The 15,119-nt window shown below is 38.4% G+C and carries 19 protein-coding genes and 1 riboswitch; of the genes, 11 read left to right on the plus strand and 8 right to left on the minus strand.

Going from position 1 to position 15,119, the window contains the following annotated elements:
- Positions 1 to 59 precede the first annotated feature (59 nt).
- Complete coding sequence (locus ACK8P5_RS10870) at positions 60 to 557, plus strand: DUF6933 domain-containing protein (protein ID WP_422660950.1); 498 nt, start codon at positions 60 to 62, stop codon at positions 555 to 557.
- Positions 558 to 574: 17 nt separating this feature from the next.
- On the opposite strand, the gene ACK8P5_RS10875 is transcribed toward ACK8P5_RS10870, so the two are convergent.
- On the minus strand, positions 575 to 790 hold the full coding sequence (locus ACK8P5_RS10875; RefSeq protein WP_422660951.1) for a hypothetical protein: 216 nt from the start codon (positions 788 to 790) through the stop codon (positions 575 to 577).
- Positions 791 to 899: 109 nt separating this feature from the next.
- On the opposite strand from ACK8P5_RS10875, the gene ACK8P5_RS10880 reads away from it, so the two are divergent.
- The 8 genes from ACK8P5_RS10880 (at position 900) to ACK8P5_RS10915 (ending at position 5,837) form a co-directional block, all read left to right on the plus strand.
- Positions 900 to 1,667 (plus strand): DUF7683 domain-containing protein, encoded by a 768-nt coding sequence (locus tag ACK8P5_RS10880; protein ID WP_422660952.1) that lies wholly within the window; start codon positions 900 to 902, stop codon positions 1,665 to 1,667.
- A gap of 138 nt (positions 1,668 to 1,805) precedes the next feature.
- Positions 1,806 to 2,177, plus strand: coding sequence for a DUF2691 family protein (locus tag ACK8P5_RS10885; RefSeq protein WP_422660953.1), 372 nt, complete (start codon positions 1,806 to 1,808; stop codon positions 2,175 to 2,177).
- 72 nt (positions 2,178 to 2,249) lie between these two features.
- On the plus strand, positions 2,250 to 2,402 hold the full coding sequence (locus ACK8P5_RS10890) for a hypothetical protein (RefSeq protein ID WP_422661440.1): 153 nt from the start codon (positions 2,250 to 2,252) through the stop codon (positions 2,400 to 2,402).
- A 40-nt stretch (positions 2,403 to 2,442) separates the two neighbouring features.
- Positions 2,443 to 2,973, plus strand: coding sequence for a GNAT family N-acetyltransferase (locus tag ACK8P5_RS10895; RefSeq protein ID WP_422660954.1), 531 nt, complete (start codon positions 2,443 to 2,445; stop codon positions 2,971 to 2,973).
- A gap of 110 nt (positions 2,974 to 3,083) precedes the next feature.
- On the plus strand, positions 3,084 to 3,467 hold the full coding sequence (locus ACK8P5_RS10900) for a GNAT family N-acetyltransferase (RefSeq protein ID WP_422660955.1): 384 nt from the start codon (positions 3,084 to 3,086) through the stop codon (positions 3,465 to 3,467).
- Positions 3,468 to 3,642: 175 nt separating this feature from the next.
- Positions 3,643 to 3,822: a PspC domain-containing protein gene (locus tag ACK8P5_RS10905; protein ID WP_422660956.1), complete on the plus strand. Its 180-nt coding sequence runs from the start codon at positions 3,643 to 3,645 to the stop codon at positions 3,820 to 3,822.
- A 201-nt stretch (positions 3,823 to 4,023) separates the two neighbouring features.
- Entirely contained in the window at positions 4,024 to 4,938 is a 915-nt protein-coding gene (locus ACK8P5_RS10910; RefSeq protein WP_422660957.1) for a hypothetical protein, read from the plus strand.
- A gap of 173 nt (positions 4,939 to 5,111) precedes the next feature.
- Complete coding sequence (locus ACK8P5_RS10915) at positions 5,112 to 5,837, plus strand: YwiC-like family protein (protein WP_422660958.1); 726 nt, start codon at positions 5,112 to 5,114, stop codon at positions 5,835 to 5,837.
- Positions 5,838 to 5,929: 92 nt separating this feature from the next.
- Here ACK8P5_RS10915 and ACK8P5_RS10920 read toward each other — a convergent pair whose 3' ends face one another.
- Positions 5,930 to 6,661, minus strand: a complete 732-nt coding sequence (locus tag ACK8P5_RS10920; protein ID WP_422660959.1) for a hypothetical protein — start codon at positions 6,659 to 6,661, stop codon at positions 5,930 to 5,932.
- Positions 6,662 to 7,018: 357 nt separating this feature from the next.
- On the opposite strand from ACK8P5_RS10920, the gene ACK8P5_RS10925 reads away from it, so the two are divergent.
- Both ACK8P5_RS10925 and ACK8P5_RS10930 read left to right on the plus strand, forming a co-directional pair.
- Complete coding sequence (locus ACK8P5_RS10925) at positions 7,019 to 7,555, plus strand: hypothetical protein (protein ID WP_422660960.1); 537 nt, start codon at positions 7,019 to 7,021, stop codon at positions 7,553 to 7,555.
- 305 nt (positions 7,556 to 7,860) lie between these two features.
- Positions 7,861 to 7,959: riboswitch (glycine riboswitch) on the plus strand.
- 147 nt (positions 7,960 to 8,106) lie between these two features.
- Positions 8,107 to 9,450, plus strand: coding sequence for an alanine/glycine:cation symporter family protein (locus tag ACK8P5_RS10930; RefSeq protein ID WP_422660961.1), 1,344 nt, complete (start codon positions 8,107 to 8,109; stop codon positions 9,448 to 9,450).
- 340 nt (positions 9,451 to 9,790) lie between these two features.
- On the opposite strand, the gene ACK8P5_RS10935 is transcribed toward ACK8P5_RS10930, so the two are convergent.
- The 6 genes from ACK8P5_RS10935 to ACK8P5_RS10960 form a co-directional block, all read right to left on the minus strand.
- Positions 9,791 to 9,976, minus strand: a complete 186-nt coding sequence (locus ACK8P5_RS10935) for a hypothetical protein (protein WP_422660962.1) — start codon at positions 9,974 to 9,976, stop codon at positions 9,791 to 9,793.
- The gene (locus tag ACK8P5_RS10940; protein ID WP_422660963.1) at positions 9,954 to 11,114 is read right to left on the minus strand and encodes a hypothetical protein; all 1,161 of its coding nucleotides are present in this window, start codon (positions 11,112 to 11,114) and stop codon (positions 9,954 to 9,956) included. The genes ACK8P5_RS10935 and ACK8P5_RS10940 overlap by 23 nt, the downstream gene beginning before the upstream one ends.
- Positions 11,115 to 11,141: 27 nt before the next feature.
- Positions 11,142 to 12,335, minus strand: a complete 1,194-nt coding sequence (locus ACK8P5_RS10945) for an MBOAT family O-acyltransferase (RefSeq protein ID WP_422660964.1) — start codon at positions 12,333 to 12,335, stop codon at positions 11,142 to 11,144.
- Positions 12,336 to 12,534: 199 nt separating this feature from the next.
- Complete coding sequence (locus tag ACK8P5_RS10950; protein WP_422660965.1) at positions 12,535 to 12,930, minus strand: DUF2871 domain-containing protein; 396 nt, start codon at positions 12,928 to 12,930, stop codon at positions 12,535 to 12,537.
- Positions 12,931 to 13,163: 233 nt separating this feature from the next.
- A complete protein-coding gene (locus ACK8P5_RS10955) occupies positions 13,164 to 14,456 on the minus strand; it encodes a M56 family metallopeptidase (protein ID WP_422660966.1) in 1,293 nt (430 codons plus the stop codon).
- 10 nt (positions 14,457 to 14,466) lie between these two features.
- On the minus strand, positions 14,467 to 14,850 hold the full coding sequence (locus ACK8P5_RS10960; RefSeq protein ID WP_422660967.1) for a BlaI/MecI/CopY family transcriptional regulator: 384 nt from the start codon (positions 14,848 to 14,850) through the stop codon (positions 14,467 to 14,469).
- Positions 14,851 to 15,119: the final 269 nt, after the last annotated feature.

Here is a 15,119-nt window from a genome sequence, read left to right on the forward strand (position 1 = left end):
TCAGGAATATCTATTTCTACGATAATGTTAGACGAAATACACTGTGGAGAGGGTAACATATGATAACGATTTCATGCACCAAGAAGCTATTTGAGGCTAGTTCTTTTAAGCAAGAACAAGACACAGAATTAAGCGATGAATTTTATAAATGGCATGCCAATATATTTCGTCTCGCTAGAAAGAATAATATTATTTTTATGAATAATAAGACTCGGTATTGTTTTATTTTGTTTGGAATTAAAAAAGCACACTATAAAAACTTTAACCAGATTTTTACCAGTGCACTTATAGAAAATTTAGAGGCAGAAGGGATTTCTGAAACCTTAATTAATAACTACATTAGTAATGCAGCAAGTATGAAATTCATTAAAACTTATGATAGAAGCGTAATGGGAACAATGGTTGATATGGTTATTACGACGGAGTTTTCAATTAAAGATAAACTTCCTGTTGATGAAATGAACAATATTGAATTCAATAAATTTTTAAACGATACTCCTTTAGTAAAACTGAATAAATTCCCGAACCAATTTATGAAAGAGGTTCTTAGTAATTGAAGGCATCTGTAATGTGATCACTTTTTCTTTCTCTTGAAAAAATCGAACTTAATTACGTAATCAAAGAGAGAGGTAATTGCAATAGCTCCAATTGGAATCATTGGATACACCCAAGGCGGATTATTTGGAGCTTCGCCAGGCGGGGCGTCAATTAATATCTCGAATAGGACAATACAGTAAATTATGGCCACAATAATACCTGTGATGTTTCTAGTTCTTCTTCTTTTAAACATAGATTTACCACCTCCGTTAACAAGAAAAAACTGTAAATAATAACAATGGCTATTTCTAATATAAACCATAAATGTATGTAGAGATAGGTAGTTGTATTAAGGAGGTAAAATGAAACATCAATGGAGGATCACAAAATATAATCCAGATTTCAGAAATGAGCATGGACATTATTTATTAGATGAATGGACTTGCCCATCCGAAATCGGAAAAATAATAAATGGTGATTTATTTACATTCGAGAAATATCTTTACGTGGAAAACGCATATGTAGAGGCAATAATAGAGTTCTTAAAGGAAATAAGACAGGATACTCTACGAGTTATTCAAGTAGTGTCAAATAGTTCAATGTCACAAGAAGATGAAGAGTCTGAATTATACGAGCCAGAATTTAGTGAGATCAAAATAAAAGAAGACATGATTATTAACATAGATGAAATTCGTACCCTTTGTAAGATGAATTTAAGAAATTATATCGGATTTCAGCTTTATTCCAAGGATAACTTCTTTGTACATTTTGGTTGGGATTATTATATGTACATCGGAAGTAGCCATCATTCTTGTAAAGCAATTGAGTTTGCAACGAAAAGGGGATTATTTGTGGAGGAGTGTACTTCTCCCTATTTCTTTGAGGAAACAGACACAACAAGGTTGATTCAATGGAGTGAAATAGGTGCAGAAGTACCAATCGTTATTGGTGAAGAAGTAATTAAAAATGTGCCATTAGAAGAATATCGAAATATATTTAGTTTATCAGATGAGCATCCTGTTTTCGGATATTTTGAAATAACAAAAGATCATAAGGATTTCTTTCAATCAAAAATAAATCATAAGTTGGATTTCACTAAGTATGAGTATGGATTTTGGGCTGGGGATTAAGCATACATCCTATTGTGCTTGTGCAACGTAAAAAGCTTACCAGAAATCCTTACAAAGAAAGAAAAAGGTGAGTATTTAATGATCAGAGGAATTAGTTTCGAAATTCCTAATGAATAAGGTAGATTTCTCGGGCAAATATTGAAACCTTTTAATGTAGAAGAACATAACTGGTGGCTTGGCGGCGAAGAGTCGTATATTTTAGTAGATGGGGAATTAGAAGATCTTTTTCCAGGGTTAGTAAATGATATGGAAGGTCAGACACTAAAGGATATTATCGAGAATAATGATTATTATTTGATATTTCAAGATATAAAAGCTTTTCCAAGGAACTGTAAGACAAGTGAGATTAAGACTTACGAAGAGTTTCTAAAAAGCACCTGTGTACTGGCTTTGTTAGTTGTAGATAGTTCTTATATTACCCTTTATTGCAAAGACATTGAGGTGTTAGAAAGAGTATACCAAAACGGAAAAAAAGCAAGGATATCTAAATCTAAATTACATAACCGATGAGAATGACTTTAGGACGGGGATATCTGTATGGTAGGTTCTTAAGTTCTTTGAACGTAAAGTGAGGATCCAGTTATACAAACAACCATAAAGAATGCGTTTAAACATCTGGATGATCTCACTAGTGTAGCACCGAATTTATGGCTATATAAACCAAGTAAATATGTAATCGAGATTTTCCATGATGGTACAATTAGAAAAATGCATAAATACAAGGATCAAAAGTAGGCCTAAGATAAGAGTTATCAAACTTCGGGGGAGATCATTTATGGATCAATTCAAGCTAGTTGAACCTTCTTTAGAATATCGGTATGAGTATCTAGACATGATTAATGAATGGAGTAACACGGGTGAGAAAATGATTCCATTTATATTGAGATTCGATTGTAGTAATTTTGATTCGTTTCTAGAAGAGATACATAAATTAAAAACGAATAAAGATCGAGGAGAGAACAAAGTAAATAGTTCGACTTTTTTATTGGTGAATAATGAAGGAAGAGTACTTGGTGCAACCAATATAAGGCATGAACTAAACGAACAACTACTTAAAATGGGTGGGCATATTGGTTACGGTATAAGACCTAGTGAGCGAAAGAAAGGATATGCTTCTCAATTATTAGGCCTGGCATTAGAAAAAGCTAGATCACTTGAAATTAGAAGTGTCTTAGTAACATGCGATAAAGATAATGTTGGATCAGCGAGGACTATCTTAAGAAATAATGGAAGACTAGATTCCGAGGATATCGTTGACGGAGTCGCAATTCAAAGATATTGGATTAACAATAATTTGGAATCATAAACTCTGAATATTGTCTAATCATACTAGAATGGCAAAAAGATAAAGGCGGGGGAGTATCTATGGTCGTATTAAAAGAAATAGATCGACATAATTTTTTTGATGTCATAAAGTTGAAAGTTGCGGATGAACAGACTAAATTTGTGGCAACAAATATGTTCTCACTCGCACAAGCGAAGGCATTTCCAGAATGTGAATGCTTAGCTATTTATCATGATGATGAACTGGTCGGATTTACAATGTATTGCATGGATCATGAGGATCAGGAATATTGGATTTACCGATTAATGATAGATGCTAAGTATCAGTCAAAAGGTTATGGGAAAGCTGCCATGGAGTTAGTAATTGAGAAAATAAAGGAAGATAGACAACATCGGGTCATTTACATAAGTTTTGAACCTGAAAACATCTGGGCACAGCAATTATATGAACAAATCGGATTTATTGCAGATGGTCGAGTAATCGATGGGGAAGTCGTATATAAGTTAGAATACTGATCGTTCCAGGCTAGATGTTTTAAATGAACCATTGATGTTGAAGTAGAGATCAAGTGTTTGCGCACTTGGTCTTTTTTGTATTTATGGTAACATAATAGAAAAATATGTCGTTTAAACTATGAAGTTTCGCGCTTCAGACGGGAATACTCTTTTTTATTGAAACAGGAGGTGCATTATGAGAACCATGAAAAAAAGTCAAAAACATAAATCTATCTTAGGAGTATGTGGTGGTATTGCGGAGTTTGTAGGTATATCTGCGTTTAGTATTAGATTGATTTTCCTAGTTACATTACCCGTATCGATCTTAATTTATATTATATTAGCTAATTCAATGGAAGATATGCATACCTTATAGAATGGCTTATGTATGATACCGTAATAGCAGTTGCGACAGATAACAATGAAATAACAAAGTTCTTCGTAAGTAATGAGGATACCGACAGTAATGTAAGTATAAATATTTTAGATGAAATAAAAGAAAACTCAACGATATATATTGAATCAGGAATTTTATTATGAATAGAAATTGAGGATTTTATAAGAAAGGGAATCAGAAATGAATGTAAACTTTGGCAAATATGATATACCACCAACACTTCAAAGAGTAATGCTTTTACAGGAGGAACTGGATGATCAAAGACATTTCTATCTGGGGATGAATTTTTATCTCTCGCTAGATAATTTTCGCTATTTCAATACACCTAGTGATGTTGTCGTGTTCGGAAACACGGGTTGCGATGGAATTCATTACGGATTCTTGACGGATTATGGTTCAGTAGATAATCTTGAGACCGCTCCAATTGTGTGTGTTTCTCCTATGGATTTTGACCGACCCACTCGCATTGTTGCTAACAATCTAGCGGAGTTCCTTAGGGTGAATGGTTCAGATTCAGCATTATTTTATAATGAGTTCGAGTCTGAGAAAGATTATATAATGACAAGGCAACAATGGGATGAGGAAAGTGAAAATTCGTTATATCCTCCTTCAGAAAACGATAAGTTAGTAAAAGAGAACATATTGACTTGGATAAGCGATAACATTTACATGCCTGAAATAGACAATCCTTATCATTATATTCAGGATGTCCGTAATAAACGGCAAGAGAGGGTTACAATCTCAACACAGGATGGTTTAGGGATTGTTCATCCATTATTAGAAGGGGAGAAGCATATATCGTTTAATATCGACAAAAACAAAGATTTTAACATGCTACGCCTACAGGAATTCTTGGACAGTGAACCATTCGCCTCCCGACTTGTTGTGTTCAGAGATATTCAACAGAATCACGTGCTGCCACAGGAAGCTGAATTGAATAGAGTAGTTGTTGATGCCATGAACAGCATGGGACTTACGGATGAAGCCCAGCGTTTAATGTCCGTCGTAACGGATTACTCTATGAATGCTGGTGGCCAAGAGGTGTTGCAACAACATGAATTAGTGTATGTAGTAACTGATGAGAATGAAGCGTAACACAGCAATAATAACACGATGCCTAGAAAAAATTAATGTTCAAACTATAACTGAAATTTAAACTTTGTTCACAATTCTTGGTGCGAAGTGAGTGATTTTGGATGATATAATTAATTGAGAAAGATTATCAACAACTTTCAGGTTGTTGGTTGGAGTGGAGGATTTATAAGGTAATGAACAACAAGAAAATCGTACTTCCTCATGAACATGGGGGATGGGCTATGGTTAGCGTACCGTTTCTATTCGGAGTGCTAGCGGGAACACCGCGCTGGAGTCATATCCTATTATTTATAGCATGGTTATTTTTATATCTGGCTTCCTATCCTTTATTGCAAGCATTAAAAAGAAAGAAGCAGCGCAATCATTTGCTGAAGTTCTTTGCAATTTATGGAGTCATAGGTTTAGCTGCAGTCATCTATCCGTTGATCGTCAAACCGCTATTGTTCTATTTCGGAATTCCATTCATCATACTATTGAGCCTAAACATATGGCATGTAAAACATAAATCTGAAAGAGCGATTTTGAATGATTTTTGCGCTATTCTGATCTTCTCACTGGGCGGGGCTGCTTCTTATCTGTATGGTGACGGAGGATGGAATTTTGAAATGCTGACGATTGTTCTCTACAATTTGGTGTATTTCATGGGAACTGCGTTCTTTGTGAAGACGGTATTTCGGGAGAAGAAAAATCCAACTTGGAAGAGAGTCAGTCAGATCTATCACATCGTTATTCTGATCGTCCCTATTCTATTAGGTCAACCTTGGATGATTTTGCCCTTTATATTCCCACTTATTCGTACATTCCTATTCTCCGGAAAAACAATGCGCCCGATGAAGGTAGGTATTATGGAGATTATCGGGGCTGTGCAGTTTATCATCATTTCTTGGATTGTCTATTAAAAAGAAGCCATAGCAACCGTGAAAGGTCGCTCATTATGTAGAGAAACCCTGTCCTTTATGAAAGGATCAGGGTTTCTTCGTGTTTTTGCATATTACAATGATTCCAGAAATACAGGCAGTGCGCCTACCATCATTAAAATGCCGAGAAACTTACAGATAAAATAATGAAAACCATTCGGTTCATCATCTTGCCATGAATAGCGGGGATTGATATAAAATAAGAAGTTTTGGACTTTCTCATATCGATACCAACACCAACCTAATACCAGTAGAAATACGGCAATCCAGTACAAGGGCTGAGTTCCTTGCTTCCCTTGGTACGCTGGATAAGCTGCTTCCACTAATGAACCAGGATAGAATGATATTTCTTCTTCTTCACCAGCATTGTTCAGGAGTTTTGTTCCATTGCCGGCATAGGCATTAATAGTGATGAAAGATACCATCTCACCGTTCTCATCATAACTAAGCATCGTACCCGAATGGTCTACTACTGTGTACTTCTCATCATTGGGATAATTCACATGAAATATGGGGCCATTGATATCTTCCTTCCTGGTAATTGTATAGTCCTCATTATTAATGCGTACAACTTGGACATCATTACTAGGGATCACCTCAATCGAAGGTGCGTTTCTAGATTGGTAAGTGATCAAGTTTGGTTGTTCATAGGTTTTCTTGTATTTCTCATCGTTTAGATAGAAAACGGATTGAGAGAAGTAGGATAGAGCGAAGGAGATGATTAGAACACTTACAGTGATAAAGACGGCTGTGGTCAGAAGGGTGGAGAGTTTGAATGGTTTGGAGGCGATCCATTGTTTAATCATGCGCCTGTGTGCTCCTTTCGCGAACCGGTTGTTTCTATAGATTGAGTACGCAGGGAATGGGAAGTTGGTTTCACCAGTATTTTGCATGAGGGGTTGTGACATGAGGAGATGATTAGAAGGTAAATATGACAACGGAATTATGTAGAATAGGACACACAATACATTATGGTATTATAGAAATAAATAACCAAATATGGGTGGGAATATATCCATCAGCTAAAACTAATTCTTACTTGTTTTCTTTATATGAAACTAACACCACTCTTCGACGAACATCTTTTCCTTCATAAGCTAACAGGCATATACTTCATTAATAATTTTATTTTTATGACAATCTTTATTTAGGAGGTATTCGCTATGTCCATTGGTAAAAAGAAATTCATGATTATAATTTCAATTGGTTTAAATATTATTTTTATTGTGTGCTTATATTTATTGTATCAAGAAAATACGGATATGAAAAAAGGAGCGATCCGTCAATATTCATTGCAACAAAATGAATTGCTACTTAATTTAGAAACAGCAATCCGCCATCAAGATGACAAAGTAGATTATGTTAATTCGTTAGTCGGAGCATATGCGAACACCAATCATAACTTTTATCTAACCTCAGAATATTATTCTGCTACTAATTACTTAAATATTCCTAAGAATATAAGTATCCTCAATTCCCCTACGGTTTCAAGTATCATTGTTCAATCGTTAAATAACCGAATAACTGATAAATCAGACAAGGATGTAGAACAGGAGTTTAAAACGTATATTTCACAAGTTTCACAAGTTGTAGATACACTGGATTTTGTAAATAATATTAATGGTAAGAGTTTAAAGGAACAGTATAAAACGTTAGACGAAGTTAGCGATCTAATTGATGGATTCAATTTAAGAAGGTAGTATCTTTTTGAAAAGTAATGTATCAAATAACTTATAAGTGAGGGTTCGATAAATCGAGCCCTTACAAGTAGATGTCAAAGAATTAGAGGTAGTAACCCGAAAGGTATACGCTCTATCTTTTGTTCACTCCCCCATTTGTAAATCATTTCCGTTGCCGAATGACGAATCCCTTTCTATAATAAATGACATACAACTTCATAATCTGGATGAAGTATACGGGAGACAGACGATGGTCTGGCCGAAGGGGCAAAACTCTCAGGCGCTCGCACCAATCTGCAAGATTGGACGTTAGCAGGACCGTATATGGACAGAACTCTGGAGAGACTCCGCTCGAGCGGGGCACCGAAGGGGCAAGACGTGATACATACGTTCAAACTCTCAGGTAAAAGGACAGGGATTGCAGAGATTGCATTGTTATTCGAAGTGAAATTTTTCACTCATCGTTGTATTTGCTATTCTGCAAAAATGTCCCCAGAGTCAAATCACCATAGATTTGGCTCTTTTTGTGTCTTCTAGACACATCGACATCATGAAGAAGAGGGGATTCGAAAATGGATCAGTTAGAACTGTGGTTAAGTCGTGTGAATCAATTCGTATGGGGGGCGCCGCTTCTTATACTGCTGGTAGGGACAGGCATCTTTTTTACCATTCGACTTGGATTGTTACAGGTGCTGAAGCTTCCGCTTGCACTTAAATTAATATTTACCTCGAAGAACGAAGGGCAGGGGGATGTGAGCAGTTTCGGTGCGCTGGCTACGGCCTTGGCTGCTACGATTGGAACGGGGAATATTGTCGGTGTCGCGACAGCGATTCAGATCGGTGGACCGGGTGCATTATTCTGGATGTGGGTTGCTGCTTTTTTTGGAATGGCTACGAAATATGCAGAAGGTGTGCTTGCGGTTAAGTACCGGAAGGTAGATGAGAACGGGCAGATGTCAGGCGGTCCGATGATTTATATTGAACAAGGTCTGGGTAAACGATTTAAACCACTTGCTATATTCTTTGCTGTGAGCGGTGTGCTGGTCGCATTATTCGGGATTGGTACATTCCCGCAAGTTAATGCCATTGTATCCTCTGTACAGTCTAGCTTAGGGGTACCGACAGTAGCCACAGCGATTGTGATAACTGTATTGACGCTTCTGGTAACCATGGGAGGAATCAAAAACATATCGAAGGTCACTTCGAAAGTTGTTCCGATGATGGCAATTGTATATATCCTAACTAGTTGTGTTGTGTTGATTGTGTTTGCTAACAAACTTCCAGATGCTCTGCTACTCGTATTTCAGAGCGCGTTCAATCCGACCGCAGCAAGTGGCGGTTTCGTAGGTGCAACCATCATGATGGCTATTCAGACCGGGGTTGCTAGAGGTGTGTTTTCGAATGAATCGGGCCTTGGTAGTGCACCCATTGCCGCTGCTGCAGCTAAAGTGAAATGGCCAGCAGAGCAAGGGTTGATATCGATGACGGGTACATTTATTGATACGCTCATTGTATGTACGCTTACTGGCTTGACGCTAATTGTAACGGGTGTTTGGGATGGAGCGGCACTTGGTGCTGAGATGACTCAGACGGCGTTTGATGCTGCGATGCCACTGGGGTCACTGATCCTGATGTTATGTTTAGTCTTGTTCGCTTTTACGACGATTTTGGGTTGGAACTATTATGGTGAACGCTGCATCGTCTATTTATTTGGTGTCAAATCCATCTTGCCATACCGTATCGTGTTTGTTTTACTTGTGGGTGTGGGTGCGTTTATTAAGCTACAGGCTGTCTGGGTACTTGCGGATATCGTCAACGGACTGATGGCGCTGCCGAACCTGATCGCATTACTTGCTTTATCTGGGGTCGTTGTGGCGGAAACGCGTTTGTATTTAAAACATCTAAAAAAGAATTAAAAATAATGATGTTTAACCAGACGATAGTTGACTGGTCATCTTTCGGATGTGTTAGCATGAACAAATAGGTGTAATGGAGTAATGCACGAATATGAATCATATGTTTGAGAAAAAGGTGATACTGATGAACAAGGGATGGTGTAGCTTTTGGGGATAGCTTATTGTCTTGTTATTGTCATTGTATTAGCTGTTTCCTTTGGATGGATCAGGAGTAGAAGGGGCAAGTGAGGTTTACATTAGTCCCCAAGCAATACTCACTTCCCTCAGGCACGATAAAAATTATTTAAAAAAGGGAATCCCCAAGGTCCATAGACCTGAAAGGGATTCCCTTTTTTATAATTTAGAAATTCATATAAATAAACGATGACGTTTCACCCGAGAAGAATAAAATGCCTAACACTACGGCGATCATGGCGATGGCACCCGCGACTGTGACTAGACTTAGATACATCACGCGAGTAATTCGCTTGCCAAGTGAATAAACCTCAGGACTCTCTTGTTCCTTACTGCGTGTCTGTAATTCCAAATGATCTCAGCCTTTCATATAAAATTTCACCGAAAATAGTGCTTCCATCATCAATGAGATGGGATGCGTCATGATAGTACTCATGAGGAATAAGATTGCTCTCTTCCTTGTTGAACTCGATGAACGGATAATTGCGAGACTCTATTAATTCCTGATAGGCCCCCATTACGATGTAGTAGTCATTCCAATCGAGCATATGATGTTCATCAATCATTTGCTTATCCAGTGGAGCGGTATAGAATACAGCTTTTTTCTTATGCTCATCCAGAAGGTCCAGCGTCTTCTCCATCAGGAACAGACCGAAGCTTTTACTCTTGTCGAAGGGTTCGTCCCATGCGTACAGAGAAGTAAAGTGCTTAACAATCTCTTCTTGCTGATTCTCTTTGAGCTTATCAAAGGAACGATACGGCGGGATATAGGTCGCTGCAATCCCTTGCTTAGCATCTCGTACCTTTTTGACCTCTCGACGGACGTATTCGGTTGTGGTGCGCGTCTTGAAGAATCGATAGTTAATGACATCTCGATCATGATATAGAGTCCAGTGGTTTAAAAGCCCGGTCGTTAGGATGTCATGGACTTTACTTGGTACTGATTCTTTATCTTTATGATTGAATTCATTTAGCCACTGTCTAGGAATATTCTGATCCAGCTTACTCATCAGTGTCGGGTATATGGATACCGAGGGATCGTTATCAGTGACTGACAAGATCCCATAGTTAATTTCATAGACTACATAATCTATTTTATCAATTATTGATGAGAGAATGGCATAGGTTTCTGCAAGACGAGCGCCGGATAATCCAAGATTGAGTACGCGCTTGTCCTCTAAGTGTACCTGTATGATGCCAGCGGGGGTGTTCCACGCATCTTTAACCGTCGTTCCATATACGGTGGAGGCACCAAACATACCGATTACGGGTGTATCAAAATTTTGTTTCTGTAAATATTCAAGCCAAATTGGTGTATATACGATGGAATCATATAGAGGAACGCGAAGATTTTTCTCCGCATTTTCAACAACTTCTTGTCGGACATCCTCCACAATCGTATCTGCCCACCTGGTGACTATAGCTAATCCAACCATGGCCAAGATGACCATGAGAATCAGCAGTCTTTTTATTGGAAGCTTGCTAAACATTATTTCTTTTACCTCACTCTCTGAGCCTTATCTCAGACCAAACAGTCTTAACATCAAATCCCAGCCATCCATCACGGGCAGAACGAAGAATACCCGGCTTAGAGTCACTCCGAAAAAAGTCACGCCGATTGCAAGCAAAGTCGTTCCTGGTTTCAACCATTTCGGTACGGGCTTGAGCTTAGGTTTTAGCTCTTTCAAATAGAATCGATGAACACATAACATGACGCCGTGGAACATACCCCATAATACAAAATTCCATGCTGCACCGTGCCATAAGCCCGAGACCGTCATGGTACACATTAAGTTGAAATAAATGCGTAGGGGAGGAACTCTACTACCTCCGAGAGGGAAGTATATATACCGAGTTAGCCAAGAACCAAGTGATATATGCCATCTATTCCAGAACTCGGCGATACTACGAGCTAAATATGGGAAACGGAAATTCTCAGGGACAACAATCCCGAATAAACGAGCCGTACCGATCGCAATGTCCGAATAACCCGAGAAGTCAAAGTAAATGACAAAGGTATAGGCTATTAACGAAATCCATAACGTCGCCATGTCAGAATTCGCAATTCCAGCTTGGGAATACACGGGTTGCGCGAGTAGATCGATGGTACCTGCTAAGACTAACTTCTTAAAAAGACCGATCCCGATTCGGGTAACGCCTGTGATAAGATGATCCATTCGAAAGCGAGCCGTCAATTGAGGATAGAACATTTGGAATTGTTTAATTGGGCCTGCTACCATCGTGGGAAAGAAGAAGAGAAACGAAAAAAAACTTACTGGCTTATGCTCAGGAAGGTTTCCGCGTTTGCGCTCAACTAAGTAATGAATTAACTCAAATGTGAAATAAGATATTCCGAGAGGTAATACGATGTCTTCTGCTTTTGGCAGAAACGGCTGATGAACGAAAGATAGTAAATCATTGATCGTTGTGATCAGCATGTTACTGTACTTAAAATAACCGAGAACAAGAATGACACCTATGATCGCCGCTGCGTAAATCCACCTGTTTGTTTTTTTGATAGCTATTTGAATAAGTACGAATGCAATAATAGCTTCGATAAGCAACAAAATTATAAAAGATCCGGCATAGTAGTAGTAGAAAGTGACTCCAGCTGCTACTAGTACTAAGGGTCTTAAACGGATTGGACTTACATGGTAGATCACAACGGCCAGTAACACGAAAAGCCAATAAAACCAGTCTGTATACATCATAATATTACTTCCACCATCCGAACCTAATACTCTATAATTTCTTTCAGAAAATTAATAATACCACGAAATTAAATAGTTATCGATCAATTATCCATGCCTTAGGTAGAAACGCCAGATATTTCAATCTATTAACTTTTGAAACTAATATAATATTACATGAAAAAACCGCCAGGTTAGGAACCAGCGGTTATGATTTGAATTATTTAACGCGTTTGCCAAGAAGGATCAACAGCCAGATGAAACCTGCGCCTAATATCGCATGACCGAGACCTGCGATGTGAGGCAAGAAGCTAATGTCTCCACCATTCAATTGCAGCATACCGCGAGTTGTCATCGCACCAATCGTAATCAACAGGCCGAGGTTATAGACGATATACCATACACCAAAGGATTTTGCTTCATGAACTTGAAATACCTTGGCTAGAATCAGAGCAATCATAAAGAACATAAATCCGAGGACGAGAATGTGCGTGTGAAGCGCTACTAATACCGTATTTCCCGTAAAATCACTATGTTTCGTTATTTCCCGATAAAAAATACCTGCTATTAGCCCGAGAACAGCATAGAAAAAGGAAGTGTAGTAAAGTTTCTTCATTAAGATATCTCTCCTTTATAATATAATTTAATCTTATCATCTAACGACAGATTAGCATGTGAATAAGAACACAATATGAACTAAATATTACAAAAGTGATACTATTCACGATGAAAGAGAGAAGATCCCTATAATTCAAAGTTGAAGGGTAGAGATCTTTATCCTTTAACTACAAATAGGACTGCTCCAGGTTACAAGACCCGGGGAGCAGCCCACAACTTATCGTTATGTATTTAGTTAACCAGTTCCCTTACCTCTTTAAGAGAGTATTTGCCGATCTCCTTCTTAGCTTGTTTCTGTTGTTCTGGGGTAAGATCAGCATAAGGAATGCTGTCCGGATTTGTTTCGTAGTATTCTACCACTTTTCCATTCTCCACATAATATTGAGCCATTTCTTTTGTAACTTTCTTTTGCTGGATAGGGGATAGTGCGGTAAAGTAATAATCATACTCGGAACCATCTGTAAAATGGGATCCCCCTTTTTCTTCAGTTGTATATGGTTTATCTTTGAATAGGGTGACTTCAGGCGAAACTTTTGCGGCCCATACAGCGGTGGATGTCCCTATAGCACCCATGACAACCAGCGCTGCGATCGTCATAAATACAGTGCGTTTCTTAAACTTCTTCACATTCATCATCATCGTTAATCTCCTCTTCAATTGTTGTCCATTTCCAGATAAGGAAGCAGCGAACCGGACAGGTAAATCCCGTGTTCCGATCATGACATTCAGGATGGTCTCACCATATCTTTTTCGCTCGGCATATGTCATACCTCGAACGACTTCTTCATCACAAGCTATTTCACTCCAGAAATGAATGTCTTTACGTAACAAGTGAACCAAAGGATTGAACCAGTGCAGGCAACTTACAACTAATACAAGCATTTTCACCCATAAATCTTTGCGTTTGAGGTGAATCAGTTCGTGGTTAATGACCATGCGAAGCTCTAAATCTAGTTCCCTGCTTGCGGGTAGCAGAATCGTTGGCTTCAAGAGTCCAACAAGAACAGGGCTTTTAATGTTAGAGCAATAGGCAAGGTCCACATGACGTTTAATTCCAAGCGCCTGCCTAAGGCTAGATAACAGTTTATAATCTTCGTTGTTTGGTGAAGAGGGTGAACTGGTTTGATTTAGGTTTTGTATAAACTTCTTGTAGCAGTAGATCTGCCAACTCGCAAAGAGCAATGCCCCGATCCCCCAAAGGGTGAGTAAGATCCATGCACCTTCGGCAGGAATAGATAGCTTTAGGAGTTCATCTGACAAAGAGGTTGAAGTTGATACGAATACCTCATACGATAAATCAGCACTATATCCATCCATAGCTGGCTTTGAATTAAAGAGGTCGATAACCCCCTTCACGATAAAGGCTACCGGTAGTATGTAGAACCAAACAGCCATTTTTCCTAAGTTATACCGCCATTTCGTAGGTACGACAAGAGAGGGAATGAGGCGTAAGAGCAAAATACAACCCGTAATGGTACTACCTGCAACCGTAAGCGTGATCAGCAGTTGGAGAGTTTGACTCATATGTACACACCTACCTTTCGGAGAACCAATGTTTTAACTCTGCGATATCCTTCTCTGAAAGCTTGTCACCGTCATATAGCGCGGAGATCATATTCTTTACGGAACCCTGATATAATCCATTCAAAATATTTTGGGTCTCCCATACCTTGTAATCTGCCTCTGAAAGGGAGGAGACGTAGGAATTGATCCGACCATGCCTCGTTGCAGTTAAAGCTCCTTTATCCACGAGTCTCGATAAGAAAGTAGAGATTGTCTGGGATTTCCACGCCTTCCCTCTCTGTGCGAAAATCTGCAATAACTCGGTTGAAGTTACCGGATGCGCACACTCCCAAATCACTTCCATCAGTTCCATTTCTGTATCAGATAACTTTTGCACTTCTTCTACGATATTCACCTTCTCACTTCTAGTATGGAATGTATTTAATCACTACACGGTGTAGTGACATAAATGTACTACAGTGTGTAGTATGTGTCAACCTAGTTATACCTACCTTTTGCTAAAACACATCTTTCGACCTATTAGTATGTAAATACAACCATAATGTAGTAAAAAATCGTCTTTCTTGTCATAAAAAGCCCTCTTATTCGCATCTATTCAGGGAATTGGAACTATATACAAATTTTTATCAATTTCTATAATTAAGTAAACATAACCATTTTAAA

Source organism: Paenibacillus sp. EC2-1, from assembly GCF_049311625.1.
Lineage (GTDB): Bacteria > Bacillota > Bacilli > Paenibacillales > Paenibacillaceae > Paenibacillus_AQ.

Excerpts from the sequence above, each read along its gene's own strand:
- ACK8P5_RS10870 (WP_422660950.1), top strand. The coding sequence starts at position 60 with ATGATAACGATTTCATGCACCAAGAAGCTATTTGAGGCTAGTTCTTTT.
- ACK8P5_RS10875 (WP_422660951.1), bottom strand. The coding sequence starts at position 790 with ATGTTTAAAAGAAGAAGAACTAGAAACATCACAGGTATTATTGTGGCC.
- ACK8P5_RS10880 (WP_422660952.1), top strand. The coding sequence starts at position 900 with ATGAAACATCAATGGAGGATCACAAAATATAATCCAGATTTCAGAAAT.
- ACK8P5_RS10895 (WP_422660954.1), top strand. The coding sequence starts at position 2,443 with ATGGATCAATTCAAGCTAGTTGAACCTTCTTTAGAATATCGGTATGAG.
- ACK8P5_RS10905 (WP_422660956.1), top strand. The coding sequence starts at position 3,643 with ATGAGAACCATGAAAAAAAGTCAAAAACATAAATCTATCTTAGGAGTA.
- ACK8P5_RS10910 (WP_422660957.1), top strand. The coding sequence starts at position 4,024 with ATGAATGTAAACTTTGGCAAATATGATATACCACCAACACTTCAAAGA.
- ACK8P5_RS10915 (WP_422660958.1), top strand. The coding sequence starts at position 5,112 with ATGAACAACAAGAAAATCGTACTTCCTCATGAACATGGGGGATGGGCT.
- ACK8P5_RS10920 (WP_422660959.1), bottom strand. The coding sequence starts at position 6,661 with ATGATTAAACAATGGATCGCCTCCAAACCATTCAAACTCTCCACCCTT.
- ACK8P5_RS10925 (WP_422660960.1), top strand. The coding sequence starts at position 7,019 with ATGTCCATTGGTAAAAAGAAATTCATGATTATAATTTCAATTGGTTTA.
- ACK8P5_RS10930 (WP_422660961.1), top strand. The coding sequence starts at position 8,107 with ATGGATCAGTTAGAACTGTGGTTAAGTCGTGTGAATCAATTCGTATGG.
- ACK8P5_RS10940 (WP_422660963.1), bottom strand. The coding sequence starts at position 11,114 with ATGTTTAGCAAGCTTCCAATAAAAAGACTGCTGATTCTCATGGTCATC.
- ACK8P5_RS10945 (WP_422660964.1), bottom strand. The coding sequence starts at position 12,335 with ATGATGTATACAGACTGGTTTTATTGGCTTTTCGTGTTACTGGCCGTT.
- ACK8P5_RS10950 (WP_422660965.1), bottom strand. The coding sequence starts at position 12,930 with ATGAAGAAACTTTACTACACTTCCTTTTTCTATGCTGTTCTCGGGCTA.
- ACK8P5_RS10955 (WP_422660966.1), bottom strand. The coding sequence starts at position 14,456 with ATGAGTCAAACTCTCCAACTGCTGATCACGCTTACGGTTGCAGGTAGT.